At 62.7% G+C, this 15861-nt stretch carries 12 protein-coding genes; 1 reads left to right on the plus strand and 11 read right to left on the minus strand.

Features of this window, described 5'->3' with window-relative positions; all coding sequences use genetic code 11:
• Positions 1 to 12: 12 nt before the first annotated feature.
• Positions 13 to 360 carry a hypothetical protein gene (locus tag J7I12_RS01645; protein ID WP_118229126.1) on the minus strand — a complete coding sequence of 116 codons (348 nt, stop codon included), beginning with the start codon at positions 358 to 360 and terminating at the stop codon, positions 13 to 15.
• A gap of 102 nt (positions 361 to 462) precedes the next feature.
• On the opposite strand from J7I12_RS01645, the gene rnc reads away from it, so the two are divergent.
• The gene (rnc, locus tag J7I12_RS01650) at positions 463 to 1182 is read left to right on the plus strand and encodes a ribonuclease III (RefSeq protein ID WP_118229125.1); all 720 of its coding nucleotides are present in this window, start codon (positions 463 to 465) and stop codon (positions 1180 to 1182) included.
• 119 nt (positions 1183 to 1301) lie between these two features.
• Here the strand turns inward: rnc and J7I12_RS01655 are convergent, their stop codons facing one another.
• From J7I12_RS01655 to ispD, 10 genes are all read right to left on the minus strand, one after another.
• Complete coding sequence (locus J7I12_RS01655; protein WP_118229124.1) at positions 1302 to 2198, minus strand: flagellin N-terminal helical domain-containing protein; 897 nt, start codon at positions 2196 to 2198, stop codon at positions 1302 to 1304.
• Positions 2199 to 2501: 303 nt separating this feature from the next.
• Positions 2502 to 4901 (minus strand): flagellar hook-basal body complex protein, encoded by a 2400-nt coding sequence (locus tag J7I12_RS01660; RefSeq protein ID WP_118229123.1) that lies wholly within the window; start codon positions 4899 to 4901, stop codon positions 2502 to 2504.
• Between the two features lie 89 nt (positions 4902 to 4990).
• Complete coding sequence (locus tag J7I12_RS01665) at positions 4991 to 5746, minus strand: flagellar hook assembly protein FlgD (protein WP_118229122.1); 756 nt, start codon at positions 5744 to 5746, stop codon at positions 4991 to 4993.
• A gap of 17 nt (positions 5747 to 5763) precedes the next feature.
• A complete protein-coding gene (locus tag J7I12_RS01670) occupies positions 5764 to 7623 on the minus strand; it encodes a flagellar hook-length control protein FliK (protein WP_118229121.1) in 1860 nt (619 codons plus the stop codon).
• Between the two features lie 116 nt (positions 7624 to 7739).
• The gene (locus J7I12_RS01675; protein ID WP_498793914.1) at positions 7740 to 8528 is read right to left on the minus strand and encodes a glycosyltransferase family 9 protein; all 789 of its coding nucleotides are present in this window, start codon (positions 8526 to 8528) and stop codon (positions 7740 to 7742) included.
• A gap of 615 nt (positions 8529 to 9143) precedes the next feature.
• The gene (locus J7I12_RS01680; protein WP_302413010.1) at positions 9144 to 10934 is read right to left on the minus strand and encodes a CgeB family protein; all 1791 of its coding nucleotides are present in this window, start codon (positions 10932 to 10934) and stop codon (positions 9144 to 9146) included.
• Between the two features lie 50 nt (positions 10935 to 10984).
• Positions 10985 to 12118 carry a FapA family protein gene (locus tag J7I12_RS01685; protein ID WP_118229119.1) on the minus strand — a complete coding sequence of 378 codons (1134 nt, stop codon included), beginning with the start codon at positions 12116 to 12118 and terminating at the stop codon, positions 10985 to 10987.
• 58 nt (positions 12119 to 12176) lie between these two features.
• On the minus strand, positions 12177 to 12530 hold the full coding sequence (locus tag J7I12_RS01690) for an STAS domain-containing protein (protein WP_118229118.1): 354 nt from the start codon (positions 12528 to 12530) through the stop codon (positions 12177 to 12179).
• A gap of 292 nt (positions 12531 to 12822) precedes the next feature.
• A complete protein-coding gene (locus tag J7I12_RS01695; protein ID WP_498793917.1) occupies positions 12823 to 14583 on the minus strand; it encodes a long-chain-fatty-acid--CoA ligase in 1761 nt (586 codons plus the stop codon).
• Positions 14580 to 15848, minus strand: coding sequence for a 2-C-methyl-D-erythritol 4-phosphate cytidylyltransferase (gene ispD, locus J7I12_RS01700; RefSeq protein WP_118229260.1), 1269 nt, complete (start codon positions 15846 to 15848; stop codon positions 14580 to 14582). The genes J7I12_RS01695 and ispD overlap by 4 nt, the downstream gene beginning before the upstream one ends.
• Positions 15849 to 15861 lie beyond the last annotated feature (13 nt).

Below are 15861 nucleotides of genomic sequence, written 5' to 3' on the forward strand. Positions count from 1 at the left end.
GCCCGGCGGAAATTATTTGATGAGGCCGCCGCCCGCGCCGCCGCCGGCAAAGGGCTCTGAACCGAACTGCAGCTTGCCCAGGCCCCCGGCCACGGTGAGGTTGGTGCAGGCTTCGATATATTTGTCCTGCAGTTCCTTGGGGGTGTTGGCGTAGCGGTAGAGGAAATTTTTTCCCTCAAGAACGCCGGTAAAGTCCGGCTCAAAGGGATAGCCATAGGGCAACATCATCATCTGCACGCCCTGCTGGGTGGGAATGCTCTGAATGGCCGCCACTTCAGTGAGGCTGTCTTTGGCGGCGTCGTATTTGCCGATGACCAGTTCGCCGGTCACCAGTTTCATCAAGCGGATGTCATAAGCCATGCCTTTCTCCTACAGGGTTGATGGGCCATAGGTAGGCGCTGGCGTGGCGCATGTCAAGGCATTTTCTGTTGCCAAGCGGCGCGAAATGGCTACAGTACGGGCATGAACAAGACGCAAGCAGAGGCCGTCCCCACCCCTGACCCCCGCACTTTGCTGGGGCACGTATTTGCGCGTCCGGAGCTGCTGGAGAGGGCTTTGACCCACAGTTCCTGGGCCAACGAGTACGGGGCGGGGCCGGAACACAACGAACGGCAGGAATTTCTTGGCGACGCGGTGCTGGAACTGTGCGTTTCGTGGGAGCTGTACCGACGGTTTCCCGACGCGCGGGAGGGACAGCTGACCCGGCTGCGCGCCAGGCTGGTGAGCACCACAAGCCTGGCCGAGAGGGCGCGAGCCCTAGGGCTGGACCAGTGCATCAAACTGGGTCGGGGCGAGGAAAGTCAGGGCGGGCGTGAGCGCGATGCCGTGCTGAGCGACGCGCTGGAGGCAGTGCTGGCCGCCATTTATGAAGACGGCGGCGAGGTTGCGGCCAAGGCGGCGGTGGGGCGTCTGTTTGCCCAGTGCTGGCCGGAAGCGCCGCAGGCCACGGTGGTCAAGGACTATAAAACGCGGCTGCAGGAAGCCTCGCAGCAGCGTTTCGGCCAGGCCCCACTGTACACCCGGCTGGGGAGCAAGGGGCCGGAACACGCCAAAACATTTGAAGTGGGTTTGCGTCTGCCGGACGGGCGCGAGTTTCGGGCCACGGGCAGCAGCTGCAAAAAAGCGGAACAGACCGCAGCGCGTACGGCGCTTGCGGCTTTGCAATTAAAAGACCAGGACTGAGCGCGCCGCCTATTGGGGGGCGAGAGCGGCACAGCGACGGTCTTCTGGACCGGTCCGGGGGCAGATGCCCCCGGACCTCCCGTCTTTGGTCTGCCTCTGCCGCTATGCGCTTTCGGGGGTTAACCGCCGATGAGCTGCATGGCCATCTGAGGCAGCGAATTGGCCTGAGAAAGCATGGCCACGGCCGACTGGCTCAGGATCTGGTTGCGCACAAATTCCGTCATTTCCGTGGCCACGTCCACGTCCGAAATACGCGATTCGGCGGCCTGCAGATTTTCGGCCTGGGTGTTCAGGTTGGTGATGGTGTTCTCCAGCCTGTTCTGCATGGCGCCCAGGTGTGCGCGGATATTGTCCTTGGAAACAATGGCGTTGGTAATACCCACCAGAGCGCTTTGGGCAGCCTGCTGGGTGGACACGGTAAAGGCCATGGAAGTGTTGGGGTCTGCGCTGTTGCCCACGCCCAGGGCCGAAGCCGTGCTGTTGCCGATTTTGATGTAGTAGTAGTCCTCGGCGGAATCATTGCCCGTGCCGAAGTGGATCTTCATCTTGCCCGTGGCGGTGATGCCCGACCCATCGTGGGTGTCGTCGGAAAGGGTGCCGTCGAGCAGGTGGATGCCGTTAAAGTCCGTAGCGTTGGCGATACGGGTAATTTCCGAAGCCATGGCCTGGTATTCGGAATCGATCATGAGGCGTTGGGTGGAATCGTAGGTGCCGGTGGCCGCCTGTTCCGCCAGTTCCTTCATGCGGGTCAGTTTTTCGTCAATGACGCTCAGAGCGCCGTCGGCGGTCTGGATCATGGAAATGGCGTCGTTGGCGTTGCGCGCGCCCTGCTGCAGGGTGGCGATGTCGGCCCGCTGCAGTTCGCGGATGGCCAGGCCGGCGGCGTCGTCCGCCGCAGAGTTGACCCGCAGGCCGGTGGAAAGCCGCTGGGTGGATTTGCTCAGTGCCGCATAGTGACTGTTCAGATTTCTGGCCGTGTTGGCGGCCATCATATTGTGGTTAATGACCAAAGACATGGGACACCTCCTGGTGGGTTATGCTGCCCACCGAAATGCAATCCATGTGCCAAAAAAAAATACTTAATAATAACACTGCATTGAATATCTATTTTGTGCACGAGGAAAAATTTTCCAGGTGTGCTGCGGGCTTTTTTGACGCCGCGGGGCTGGGGCGCTGGTGGTTTTTACAACAAAAAACGCCGGTCCCGGATGATTCCGGAACCGGCGCTCCACGGAGGGAAAAGGCGCGGCGCTATCCCCAACGCCGTGGGGGAAGGGGTAAACCCCAGCCCCCGGCCTTGTGCTCTTATTCCTGCATGCCTACCGCTTCATGCCGATGACGGTTTCCAGCATGGTGTCCACGGTGGTTATGCCCTTAGAGTTGGCCTGGAAGCCGCGCTGGGTGGCAATCATCTGCACAAACTCAGTGGTCATGTCCACGTTGGACTGCTCAATGTTGTAGGCCTTGGTGGCCCCGAAGCCGTTATCCCCGGCCACGCCCACGCGGGGCTCGCCCGAATCCTGGGTGGCGGAAAAGAGGTTGCCGCCTTCGCGGTAGAGACCCTGGGTGCACTGGAAGTCGTAGAGAGCTATCTGATAGAGCGGAATGGTCTTGCCATTGGAATAGATGCCGTAGACCACGCCGGCTTCGTCAATATCCACATTGCTCAGCGTGCCGGAGGCGTAACCGTCCTGGCTGCTGGATTGCACGGTGTAGGATGTGGTATTGGCCGCGCTGGCGTATTCCTGCCGCTCCACGGTGGCCATGGTAGGCACAGTTGAACCGTAACTGATGACGTTCTTGAACTGGGGGATGCCCGAACTTGAACCCGTGGACTTGGATATAGTGGTCAGGCTGGCCAGGCTGTTCTTTTCAGAGGATGTGACGGCCTGCAGGCGCGTGCTGTCCAGAGGGGCAGTGGGGCTTTCGGGCTTCACGGCCGTGGTGGTGATGGCGGTAAATTCGCTGCTGGTCACATCCTGGCGCGTGCCGGAACCGTCAGTGTAGTAGTACCCCGTAGAGTCGTGCAGCACGTTGAAGCCGTTTGCCGTACCGTAGACGTCGTCTGATCCGGCCTTATAATACCAGCCGTAGCTGTTCTGGTAGGCGGGCGTTTCTGCGCCTGAAACTACTGTGGTGTTGTAGCACTTTGTACCGCTGTCGTCGATGTAGTAAGCGCCGTCATACATGACCTCTGTCCCGGCACTGGTCGTTCCGTAGATTTTATTTGTGCCGTCATAGTAATAATAGCCGGTGCTGTCGGCATAGACGTCGTGGCTACCGGAATCCTGCCCATACAGCTTTTCGTCGCCCACTTCCTGGTAGTAGCCGTATTTGTCCATCCCCATGCTGACTTCTGTGGCAGGGGCAGAGGGCCAGGTGCCGATAGGGTTGCCGGAGCTGTCTGTCTTGACCGTGGTGGCCGTGGGGTTGTTCCAGGCCGGGTTGCTCAGGTTTTTGAGGCCGAAATCCAGCTCTATGATATAGTCCTGGGCCTGACTCACGGGCGTGCCGCCGGCGCTGGTGCGCATGGTTTCGCTCACGCTGTTGGCCAGGGGCTGGCCGGAAAAGTTGGCTGTGAACACGGGCACGCCGTTGCTGGAGGTCTTGGTGGGCTGCCAGGACTTTTTGTCCGAGGGGTCCACGCTCACCTGGTCGTTGGCATCGGGCGTTTCCGTGGCCCCATAGCTGTAGGCCGTTTGGTTGACCAGCTGACCGCTGGCGTCAAAAATCATGACGCCGCTCATCAGTACGCCGGCATTTTTATTGGTGCCCTTGACGGGGTCGTCGTAAAACGACGTGGGTTCTGTGCCCCAGGTGTTGGTGGCGGGGTCGTAGTCCTGGCCGCCATAGCTGCGCCGATCTTCAGAGGGCGGAACGGTTACCAGGTATTCATACATGCTGTAGCCCGCGGGCAGCCCCTCAATGCTGTACAGGGTGTTGCCGTTGGAGTCCGTCTTGCTGGTGTCCACCTGGTCGTAATAGACGGTAAGGGTATGGGTGGCGCCGCCTTCGTCATACACGTCGATGCTGGACTGGGTGGCGTAGGCCGTGTCCGCCAGGGGCGGTTCGCTGGCGCCGTTCCAGAGGTCAAACAGGGCCGTCATGGGGCTGGTTTCACTGGTGGTGCGGTCGCCCGTGCCGTCGTTGGTCAGGCCCATGGTAAAGGTGACGTTGGTGGTTTGCTGGGGCAGGATGTTCCAGCTGTCCAGCACGATGTCTGTGGGCGTGCCGGAACCCACATAGGCGGATTCGCTGCTGCTGGCCGTGCCCAGGTTGGTGGAGCCGCTGTTGAAGGTGAGCTTTTTTTCGTTGTTCACCTTCCAACCCTGCAGCAGATAGCCTTCAGGGTTCTGCAGTTCGCGGTCATTGTTGAAATAGAAGTCGCCCGCGCGGGTGTAGTATTTTTCTTTGCTGTTGGTCTTGCGCACCTGAAAAAATCCGTTGCCGTCAATGGCGAGATCCGTCACCGAGTTGGTGCTTTCAAAGGAACCGGTGGAATAGTCGCCCAGAATGGCGTAAACGCTGGCGCCCGCGCCGATCTGCGAAGTGCCGCTGGCCGTGCCGGTGCTGCGGTACAGATAGTCGTTGAAGTCCATGCGTTGGCTTTTGAAGCCGATGGTGCTCACGTTGGCGATATTGTTGCCCACCACGTTCATCTTCTGTCCGTGGGAAAGCAGGCCTGAAACGCTGGCCCACATGCTGGCTGAAAGACCCATAACTTCCTCCGTGTCTGCTTGGGGATAGGGGGATATTTGTGTTGGCCGGGGCGCGCCTGGGGCGCGGCCGCCTGGCCGGAGTTTTGCCGTTAACTGCCGCTGCTGGCCTTCGAATCTGTGCTTGTGTCGGTATCCGTGCTGGTAGTGCTGGGCAACATAACCTGACGCACGTCGGAAAGGGCCATGAGCTGGCCGCCCTCCAGGCCCAGGTACACGGTGCCGTTGTCCGTAACCACGCCCGTGACTGTGGCGTCTACCACCTGATCGGAAAGTACGGCTTCGCCCGAGCTGTTGAGCAGAGAGAGGCTCACCGTGTACACGCCGTCCGGGGCCGTGGCGCCGGAGCTGGTCTGGCCGTTCCAGTTGAATTCATATGTGGTGCCGGAGCTCAGCGTGCCCAGGGTCTGGGTATAAACGGCCTTGTTGTCGCTGTCGCGCACAGTGATGGTGCCGCTGGCCACGGCGTCTGACGGCGCATAGCGGAAGCGGGTGATGGTGGCCGTCTTGGTTTCGGCGTCCGTAACCTTGCCTATGGCATTGCCCGACACGGTGACGTTTTTGCCGATGTAGGAAGTGGCGTTGATCATCTGCTGGTTGTTGGTGGCGGTGGTCAGCCCTTCCATGCTGTCGTTCAGGTTCATGAGCTGCTCAAGGCTGGAGAACTGGGCCATCTGGGAGATGAACTCCTTATCTTCCATGGGATTGAGCGGATCCTGATACTTGAACTGGGTGACCAGCAGGAGCATGAAGGAATCCTTGTCCAGGCTGGAGCCGCTGGTCTGACTGCTCAGGGCCTGGCTGAACTCGTTATTGGTCTGAGTAATGGATTGCGTTATGCTGGACATGGTGTTCTCCCAACCGTTCAGGCCACCACATTAAGAGTTCCGGCGGCATATCCTGCCGCTCCGCCCAAAGAATGCACAGGCTGTTCCAATGTTGCAGATGTATCATTTTTGTTGTTATTACGAAATGTTGCCAAGTTTTTCAGACGGGCAAGCTCTTCCCGGCGGGCATCTTCTTCCTGCCAGGAATTGTGCTGCTGCAGGTCTTGCCAGGCAGAAGCGTCCTGCTGGTTTGAATCCAGCCGCACTTCCACCTTGTCTACCTTGAGGCCTTGTTGCTCCAGGTTAAGGCGGATATGCTCCACCTGGCGGTTGACCATGTCGGCAGTTTCGCTTTTTTCAGGACGGATCAGGGCGGTAACCTCGCCATTGCGCACGGTGAGGCTCAAGGTAATGGCCCCCAGCTCCTGCGGGTGCAGCTGCAGGTCCAGGCGGGTGCCGCCGTTCTGCATGGATGCAAGCAAGCCGCTCTCCACCTGTCCCGCCACCTGGCGCGCCAGTTGTGGCGGCGTTGCGGCGGCATTGGCGACGGCGGCGGGCGTTTCACCGGCAAGGTTCTGCGCGGCGTAAAGGGGCGCCTGGGCGTCGGCGCGCGCCGTGCTTGTGGCGGGGGCGGTCTTGACGGCAACGGTCTGCAGCAGGTCACTCCAGGCGTCCTTTTTGCCTGTGTTATCCTCTTTGCCTGCGTTATCGTCGGTTGCAGGCTGATCCTTTTTGCCCGTATTTGTCTGTTCCCCGCCCTGCAGTGCGCTGCTCTGCACGGACCTGGTCTGCTGCTGCAGGGATGCAGCGCCAGCATCGGCGCTTTGACGCGCGGCATTCGTCTGATCCGAAGGCTGCCCGGTTTGCCGCGCTGTGGCCTGCTGTGCTGTAGACTGCCCCGCAGCCGTGTTGGCGTCGGCTGTTCCGGTTTTCGTCACCGTTTGCTCCAGCACCTGCCGGCTTTTTTGCTGTACGGTGTCGTCAATGACGGCTTTGCTCTGCTGGGCTTTTTTGTTCTGCAGGGCGTAAGCCTGTTTTTCTTTTTCCGTGCGGGCGCGGGCCTTGGCCAGCATGGGCTGCAGGGTATCCTTGAGGGCTGCGTCCAGGGTTTTTTGCGCAGTCTTGGCGGCGGTAAAATAGTCCGTGGCCGGGGCCAGCAGATTGCTCAGCTGGGCAGGCGTGGAAAGCAGTTCCGTGGCGGTGCCGAACTGGTTCTGCAGTCCCAGCAGAGCCGAAGTGGAAAGCCCCAGCCCTTTGCCCAGGGCCAGGGCCTCGGTCTGCGTTACCGTAATGCCGGTGCTTTGGTCCAGCCTGGCGACAAAGTTCTGAATAAGCGCCAGGGCTTCCGCGCCGTTGCCCTGCAGCATGAGGGCCTGGGCGTTGTCGTCCAGCACGCCGGTGGGATCGATTTTTTTCAGCAGAGAAGTAATGGCGGACTTTTCGTCGTCGCTCAACTGCGGCGTGCTGCCGCCGGTTTTGAGGCTGGCCAGCACCATGGCCAGGCTTGCGCCGTCGGGCTGATCGGCCAGGGCGTCCAGGCGTTCCAGGCCTTCATCTGAAACGCCTGCCTTGGCCAGTTGCTGGCGTAGGTTCTGGAGCTCCTGTTTGGTAAAGCAGACTTCCTCCAGCGTATAGGTGACGCCGTTGGAAGTGGTGCGGGTGTAGGGGCTCTGCACCTGCGTTGTGGCGGCGGTGCCGGTGGTGGCGACAGCGGCGGTATTCTCCTGGGCCAAGGCCGCATCAGCGGAGACGCTTTCGCCGTTTTCCGCGTTGTCCATGGCTGTGTGCATGGTCTGAAGATATTCGGCGAAGCCATCGGCGCTCCGGGCAGCGCTCTGGGCGCTCCAGAGGGCGTCGGTAGCGGCGGCGGCGTCGGTGGCGATGGGCAGAATCTGCATGGTCCTCTCCTTGCGCACCGGTACGATTCAAGGAGTGTTCCAAAAAAAATTATAATTATATTTTAATAAGATAAAAATATACTGTGGGAGTAATGGGCAAGTCTTGCCGCCGTACTTCAGCCCAGCCTGGATGCGAGGTCGGCCAGGCGTTCCAGGGCCGTGCGCCAGGCGCGGCGGCTGTAGCTGGCGTTTTGCAGATAGAGGTGCAAAAAGCCGCTGCCCAGGCGGGCCAGGGGCGGCTGGGAGTTCCAGAAACCTGGGGGCAGGCTGCGGGCGTCATTTCTGAGGGCTGCGGCGCAGTGGGCGCAGACCTGCGCCAAAGCTGCCCCAAGACGCGTCTGCAGTGCGGGGAAGCGCGTGTGCAGGGCCGTCAGGCGAGTTTGCAGCAAGGGTGCCAGAGCGGGCTGGTAGATGTACAGAAAAACCGCCTGCCAGAAGTCTTCCAGTACGGGACGACAGGAAGGTGAAGTGCTGCCCACGGCGGAGAGGCTGTGCAGGCCCAGGACGTCGCGGCCCGTGCGCCAGAGGCGCAGGCCAGGCCTGGACGGCAGGGCGGCAGGCAGGCCGAGGCAGGGGGTCTGCAGCAGGGCCAGCACCGTGTCCGCCACGGCCGCCGGGCTGAAAGCCCCTTTGCAGTACAGGCGGCCGCGTCCGCACTGCCAGCAGCCCACACAGCTCATGCCCGCGCGCAGCACCCACTGGCCGGGAGCGGTGGGGCCCGTTTCCCGCGCGTGCACGGGGCCCATGGAAAGGTTGAGCACGGGCACGCCCAGATAGTCTGCCAAATGCATGGGGCCCGTATCCGGTGTGACGCAGAGGTCCAGGGTGCGCATCAGGGCCGCCAGTTGGCCCAGGTCCAGCCGACCGCAGGTGTTGGCCTGGGGCAGACCGGCCTTGCGGGCCACTGTTGCCCCCAGCGCGGCCTCGGCCGGGCCGCCCAGCAGCAGAGGGGGGCGCCGGCCGAAGCCAGCCGTCGCGCCAGCCGTGCCCAGAAATCCGCGTCGGGCCGTTTGGCCGGGGTGCTGGCGCCCAGCACCAGGCCCACACGCCGCGCCCCGGCGCGGCGCGGCGCAACGGCGCGTGGGGCACGGCGCGCAGATCTGGAGTGGGGGCAAGGTCCAGCAAATGCAGGTCCGCCCAGTGGAAGGCGTTGTTGTGGTTGTTTTGGGTTAGCGCTGTCCGGTACAGCTGCCAGAAGCCGCGCACATGCAAGCCCTTGCGGCCGGCCACGGGGCCGAGCTTGCGCTCCGCCCGCAGGGTTGCCATGCACTGGGCTGCTGCGGGTGCGCTGCAGAGATTGAAGGCGGCCTTATAGCGGGCACGGGCCAGGGTCGCGCAGTGGGACGGAGGGAAAAAAACCACCTCCGGCGCTATGGCCGTGAGGGGCATAAAAAACTGCGGTTCGGCCACCACCCAGAGGGGGCGCTCCGGCCACAGTCGTTGCAGGCGCAGCAGCAGGGGAAAGGTGAGCAGCAGATCCCCCATGCGGTGGAGCTGAAAGATGAGGATGGGGTCCGCGTTCACGTCATGGGTCCGGGGGGGGGCGCTGGTGTAGCGTCCTGAACGCTTTTTACGCCGTAAACCGCGCGCATCTGGTGGAGCAGGGTTTGCAGACGATGCCGCCAGGTGTGGCAGGCCAGCACCCGCCGCCGTCCGGCCGTGACCAGGGCGCGACGCTGGTCCGGATGGGAGAGGAAGTGGCGGGTCAGATCCGCTATTTCTTCCGGCTCATGGTAGACGGCCATTTCGTCCGGTTCAAACAGGCGTTCCATCTGCGGACGCCAGTCGGTAAGCACAAAACCGCCGGCGGCGGGGATGTCAAAAATACGCTGGTTCACGGCCCCTTTCATCTGCTTGCTGGTGCAGTTAAAGTTGAGGTCTGAACAGCCGTAAAAGGCGGGCAGCTCCGTATAGTAGCTCAGGGCGGGCAGATAACGGGGCTGCGCGGATTCGTGGCGGAATTCCGTCTTCCAGCCCGCGTCGCCCACAAGGAGCGGGTGAAAGGGCAGCAGGCGGCGCACGCAGCCATTGCGGTAGAGGCGGGTGGCCTGCCAGGTGACGGCCGTCTCATAGGCCAGCCTGGCTTCATTGTCCGGCAGGGCCAGGTAGCGGGCGTGTACATCGGGAAAGTCCCGCTCCAGCAGAGCGGGCACCGAACGCAGTTCGCTTTCCATAAAGGCCCGCGCCACGGTTTTGAAGGGCAGCAGCAAGGCGCGGGGAAATCGGCCGTTTTTGAGCCTTCCGCCCACCTTGTAGAGCATGGAATTGCCCACAAAGGAGATTGCCGCGCGCCAGGCCGCCGGGGCGTCACGTTCTTTGCCGGGGCAAAAGCGTTCCGGGTCCGTGCCCAGGGGCAGATAGAAGACATGTTCGAAGCCCGCGGCGTGCAGGCTGGGGATATTGTCGCTGTCCCAGGTGAACAGGGCTGTCCAGGGGCTCACGCAGCGCGTGTAGAGGTGGATAATCAGGTGGGGATTGTCCACAAACCAGGAGGCCAGGGGCAGTTGCAGCCGGGCCAGCAGGTCCATGAGCACGCCCTCCACGTCCACGCCCATGTGGTTGAGCGTCAGGCAGCAGTCGGGGCGGAATTCCAGTACGGCCCGCAGCAGGCGGCGCACAAAATCTGCCTGGGCCACATCGCCGTCGCCTACGGTGAGAAGCCGGTATTCCAGGTTCAGCTGGCGGCAGGCGGCTTCGATTTCGCCCATAAGAAAGTAGCGGCTGGTGAGCAGTAAAAGGCGGGGGCGGGCGCTGGTAAAGCGCGGTTCCACGGCGCGGCTCCAGAAGTCAAAGCGGGCGCTGGCCTCGAGCTTTTGGCGCAAAAAGCCGTAGTAGGCCGCGTCCAGACGCTGATAAAACGGCAGGGCCACAGGCAACAGACGGCGGCCGCCGTGTTCCGCCTGCCAGCGGGTCAGGGCGGCCAGGGCAGATTCCGCCTCCGGATCGGCAACCAGAACAATGCGGGCGCGCTCTTGCGGGCTGAGGGCGGCCAGCGCGCCGCTGCAGTCTTGCAGAGCCCGTTCTTTTTCCACTACCGCCAGCGGGCCCGTGGTGCGGGCCAGCAGCAGGCGCAGGGCGTGCCCCAAGCCGCAGCCCAGAAGCACGGGCAGCGTTGCGGACAGGGCCGGGGCCGGGCCGACGGCCATCGGGTCGAAGCGTGCGGCGGCCGTGTCGGGGCTCTGTGGGGCCGCAGGCGGCGAAAGTCTGTTCAGGGCGGCGCGCACGGCTGCAGTTTCGCGCTCCGGGCCGCCCGCCCCCAGCATACGCAGCGTACGGCCGTCGGGCAGAAGAGCTTCCACATCAAAGGACATGCCCCTTACCGTTCCGGGCAAGGGGCGGAAGCGGGGCGCTGCGCCTGGGGTCATGGGCGCTTGCTCCGGAGGGCAACGGGCAGGGGCTCCACCACAATATCGTCCTTGTCCAGGCGAAAGAGCACATTCTGTTGCAGGCGTTCCACTTCCATAAAGGTACGCCCAATGGAAATTTCCACCCCCGGATAGATCGTGCCCGGCACCAGCAGCCGGCAGCCCTGCATGGCCTGCTCGTCCTGAGTCAGTCGGCTCCAGAGTTGTTCACGCTTTTTGAGCAGATCGTCATACTGCCGGCGCTGGACCTGGAGTTTGCGCGTGATTTCGTTGGTTTCCGGCGGTAGATGTCCGGCCACAGCATTGAGGTGCAGCACGGCCTGGGAAAGGTCTTTGAGGATTTTGTCCAGCTTTTCCAGCTGGCGGATGCTCACGGGGTCGTAGCCCAGAAAAACCTGGGTGGGGATGGCAGCCTTGTTGCCCAGCTGCCGGCCCACATACACGCTGCCGTAGGCGTTGATGACGCCGCCGTAGGCCAGTTCGCGCACCACCAGGTTGCTGCCCGCGTACACGGTGCAGTAGAGGCAGGTTTTGTCCACCACCATGCTGTCACGGGCGCGGGCGTCCACGCGTTCCATAAATGGGGTCAGCAGTTTGCCGCCGGCGTCCACCTTGCTGTGCCTTCCCGCGCCGCCGCGCACGCCCCCTTCAATAAGCAGGTTGCGCCGGGCGCGGACCACGCCGCCCTCCACCATGCCCATGATGCGCACGTTGTTGCCCTGGACGGAAAAGCCCGCGCGTACGGAGCCGTGCACGGCCATGTCGCCTACAAAAAAGATGTTGCCGGTCTGAAAGCTCACGTCTTGGCGCACGTTGAGCAGTTTTTTGACCGTGATCTTTCCGTGGAGATAAAAAACATAGCCATTGGCGGCGGCCAGCAGGTATTCGGGGTGTTCGGGGTCTACTCTGGTGTTGGCCCCGGCGGGAAAAACCGGAGATTCCAGAATAAAACGCAGATCCGTTTTTGTGCCGACGGCCTCCAACGGCACCAGGCGGGCCAGTACCTGCCCATTGATGACGTTCTGCACGTAGCCCAGGCTGTAGACGTCGGACGAACCGCCAGCCTCTCCCGGCTTGAGGTTGAGGTGGTCGAAATCGGGATTGAAGTAGTGTTGCAAATAGTATTGCACCGTGCACCTTCCGCTGGAGCACCGTCACAGGGCGCTCTGCCGGGACAGCCGTGGCCGGCTATTCCGCTGTGTCGGGGATGTAGCCTTTGAGTTCCTCTTCGCTGTAGAAGGTGGGGAAAAATCCCTCAATTTCGGATTTGCGTAAAAGATCGGTCACATGGGGCGCAGGCGTCAGCAACACCAGGCGTCTGCCCTGACTGCGGCCCTTGGTGCTGGCGCTCACCAGGACGCCCAGACCGGAGGCGTCCAGTTTGTTCACCTCGCTCAGGTCCAGCACCACCTGCCGAATGCCCGGGGCCAGGATATAGGCGTCCAGTTGCCGGCTTAGGTCAGGCACATCGGGCAGAACCATGTCGCCTGCAAGGCGCAGTACGGTGACCTTGTTGTGGGATTCCGCCTGAAGGGAAAACATGGGGGGGCCTCCGTCAAGGTACATCCACAGAGTAACGCGCTGGCCGGGTAGGGGACGGCACGGCCGCGTACTTCCGAATAACCCGCCTGCCGTGAACAAAACCGTTGCAAACAAGATCGCAAGGCTGGACGCCGGCCTCGCAGCCGACCCGGGATCGCCCCCAAAGACGGACCACCGGCCGGGGCTTTTTATCGCAACTGTCATACACTACGCCGACGCGGCGAGATTCGTCAACCATGCCGCCGGGAAAGGCGCACGCTGTAGCAAAGGCGTCCAGGGCGTGTCCCTGCGTTCAAGCGTGTCCCAGCGGTTCTTCTGTTGTTCCAGCAGGTTGCGCTGCGTCCGCGTCATGACGACGTTTCTTGCGTTGGGCGCGCTTCTGTTCTTCCTCTTCCCGCAGGGCGCGGCGCAGCACCTTGCCCACAATGGTCTTGGGCAGACTTTCACGAAATTCCACCAGGCGCGGCACCTTGTAGTTGGCCAGCTTTTGCCGACACCAGGCAATGATGTCCGCCTTGGTCAGGGTTTCGCCCTGACGGGGCACCACATAGGCTTTGAGCACTTCGCCGCGCAGGTCGTCGCCGATGCCCACGCTCACGGCTTCCAGCACCTTGGGGTGTTCCAGCAGCACTTCGTCCACCTCGCGGGGGTAGACGTTGTAGCCGCCCACCAGGACCATATCTTTTTTGCGATCCAGGATGTAAAAGTAGCCGTCTTCATCCATGCTGGCCAAATCGCCAGTGTAGAGCCAGCCGTTGCGCAAGGCGCTGGCCGTTTCGTCGGGCCGCCGCCAGTAGCCGTGCATGACCTGCGGCCCCTGCACCACCAGTTCGCCCATCTTGCCGGGGGGCAGGGTCAGGGAGCCGCCCTCCATGTCCACAATGCGGGCGTCCGTGCCTGGCACGGGCATGCCGATGGAATTGGCCCGCTGCCCCTGTTTGCCCAGAGGGTTGATGTGGGTGATGGGCGAGGCTTCGGTAAGGCCGTAGCCTTCCAGAATGGCCGCGCCTGTGGCTTCCTGAAAGCGGCGGAAGATTTCGCGCGGTAGGGGCGCGGATCCGGAAACGCATATCTGGATGCTGCCCAGGTCGAATTTGTTCAGCTTTTTCTGCTGCAGCAAGGAAATGTAGACCGAGGGCGCGCCGGGAAAGATGGTGGGCTTGCGCTTGTCAATAAGGCGCAGCACGTCCTGCGGCACATAGCGCGGCAAGGGCAGGGTGGTGGAGGCCAGGGCCATGGGGATGATCAGCCCCGTGGTCAGGCCGTAGACGTGAAAGAAGGGCAGCAAAGAAATGAAGGTGTGGTGCGTTTCGGGGCGGACATTGATAATGTTCAGCACCTGGCGGCAGTTAGTGCCCAGGTTGGCGTGGGTGAGCACGACGCCCTTGGGCAGGCCGGTAGTGCCCCCGGTGTACTGCAGCATGATGGGGTCGCGCTGGGGGTCGGCAATGGGCGCCGCATAGCGTCGCGCCCCTTTGCAGAAGCTCTGCCAGGCAAAAACGTTTTTGTTGTCGTAGGGGATGGGGGCTTTGTTGCTGCGACGCTTTTTCAGCTTGTACAGCCAGTTGAGAGGAAAGGACAGAGAATCCGCCGCACTGGTGACAATAAAGTTGCGCAAAGGCAGGCGGTCCCGCAGAGCGTCTATGCGCGGCCAGAGCATATCCAGCAGGATCATGTGCTCCGCGCCGGAATCCTGCATGTTGGCCACGATTTCCTTTTCCATATACAGGGGGTTGGTCATGACCACCACGGCCCCGGCCTTGATGACGCCCCAGAAGGCGATCATGGTCTGCGGCAGGTTGGGCAGCATGATGGCCACCCGCTGTCCGGAGCGCACGCCCATGCGCCGCAGTGCGCCGGCAAAAAGTTCGGCCCGCTCCCGCAGTTTTTTGTAGGTAATGCGCGTGTTCTGAAAAATGAGCGCGTAGCGGTTGGGGTATTTTTCCGCCGCTTCGTCCAGCATGGCGTAGAGGGGTTTGTTCCACACGCTGGCGGTGTGGGGCACAAAGGCATCATAGTGGTCAAACCAGGGGCGGGTAAGTTCTGTGCTCATAACCGTTCGGCAGTGGGGTTCAGGGGGGAGGAATGTTCCGCAGCGTCCAGGGGCGCGGCCTGTGCGCTGACCACGGCATAGGCCTTGATGCCCTCAAGCCGGCCGGTAAAGCCCAGGCCTTCTTCGGTGGTGGCCTTAACATTGACGCAGCTCTGGGGCAGGCCCAGCAGCCGGGCCACGTTTTTGCGGATAGCCGCGCCGTGGGGAGCCATGCGCGGTTTTTGGGCCACAATGGTCAGGTCCGCGTGGCAGGGCGTGACGCCCGCCTCGCGTACCATAGTCAGCACCCTGTCCAGCAGCAGGGCGGAAGAAACGCCCTCCAGAGTGGGGTCGCTGTCGGGAAAATGCCGGCCAATGTCGCCCAACGCGGCGCAGCCCAGCAGGGCGTCGGCCAGGGCGTGCAGCAGCACGTCGCCGTCCGAGTGGGCTACTACCTCAAAGCCGCCTTCTATGGGCACGCCGCCCAGGCGCAGGGGGCGGCCAGAGCCGTAGCGGTGCACATCATAGCCCATGCCGGTGCAGAAGCGCGGTATGGGGGTGGCAGGGCGCAGCAAATCCAGGTCTTGGGGATGGGTCAGTTTGACATTGACGGTTTCGCCTGGCACTACGCGCACCTCCTCGCCCAGGGCTTCCAGCAGGGCTGCGTCGTCCGTGGCCGGGCCGCCGGGGGCGGCCAGAGCCGCCGCATGGGCGCGGCGCAGGGTCGCGCAGCAAAAGCCCTGCGGGGTCTGCACGGCCGCCAGGCTGTGCCGGGGCAGGGTGGCAAGCACCTTGCCTTCCGCCACGGTTTTAATGGTATCGGTGACGGGCAGAGCGGGCACTACGCCCACTGCGCCTTCCCGCAAGGCCGCACAGACGCGCTGCACCAGGGCCGGGCTCACAAAGGGGCGGGCCGCATCGTGCACCAGCACCCAGCGCGTGCGCGCGGGCAGGGCGGCCAAACCCTGGCGTACGGAATCCTGCCGGGTTTCGCCGCCGTCGGCGCAGACCCAGGGCAAGCCGAGGTCGTGGCTGCGGCACAGGGCGCGCAGGCGCTCTTCTTCCGCCGCGCGGCGCTGGGGCGGAAAAACAAAGACCAGACCGGCCGTCAGGCCGCTGCGGCTCATGGCCTGGGCTGCGTGCCAGTAGAGGGGCAGGCCGCGCCAGGGCAAAAACTGTTTGGCTTCGCCGCCTGTGGCGGCCGCCATGCGACTGCCGTGCCCGGCGGCCAGCACCAGGGCCCAGGGAGCATCTTCGGCGTCGGACGTGAAAACAGGTTGGGGCATGGGCGTGCTCACA

The organism is Desulfovibrio diazotrophicus (assembly GCF_902498985.2).
GTDB classification, from domain to species: domain Bacteria; phylum Desulfobacterota; class Desulfovibrionia; order Desulfovibrionales; family Desulfovibrionaceae; genus Desulfovibrio; species Desulfovibrio legallii.

Bases quoted from the DNA above. Each gene is read 5' to 3' on its own strand.
- J7I12_RS01645 (WP_118229126.1), bottom strand. From the start codon at position 360: ATGGCTTATGACATCCGCTTGATGAAACTGGTGACCGGCGAACTGGTC.
- rnc (WP_118229125.1), top strand. From the start codon at position 463: ATGAACAAGACGCAAGCAGAGGCCGTCCCCACCCCTGACCCCCGCACT.
- J7I12_RS01655 (WP_118229124.1), bottom strand. From the start codon at position 2,198: ATGTCTTTGGTCATTAACCACAATATGATGGCCGCCAACACGGCCAGA.
- J7I12_RS01660 (WP_118229123.1), bottom strand. From the start codon at position 4,901: ATGGGTCTTTCAGCCAGCATGTGGGCCAGCGTTTCAGGCCTGCTTTCC.
- J7I12_RS01665 (WP_118229122.1), bottom strand. From the start codon at position 5,746: ATGTCCAGCATAACGCAATCCATTACTCAGACCAATAACGAGTTCAGC.
- J7I12_RS01670 (WP_118229121.1), bottom strand. From the start codon at position 7,623: ATGCAGATTCTGCCCATCGCCACCGACGCCGCCGCCGCTACCGACGCC.
- J7I12_RS01680 (WP_302413010.1), bottom strand. From the start codon at position 10,934: ATGTCCTTTGATGTGGAAGCTCTTCTGCCCGACGGCCGTACGCTGCGT.
- J7I12_RS01690 (WP_118229118.1), bottom strand. From the start codon at position 12,530: ATGTTTTCCCTTCAGGCGGAATCCCACAACAAGGTCACCGTACTGCGC.
- J7I12_RS01695 (WP_498793917.1), bottom strand. From the start codon at position 14,583: ATGAGCACAGAACTTACCCGCCCCTGGTTTGACCACTATGATGCCTTT.
- ispD (WP_118229260.1), bottom strand. From the start codon at position 15,848: ATGCCCCAACCTGTTTTCACGTCCGACGCCGAAGATGCTCCCTGGGCC.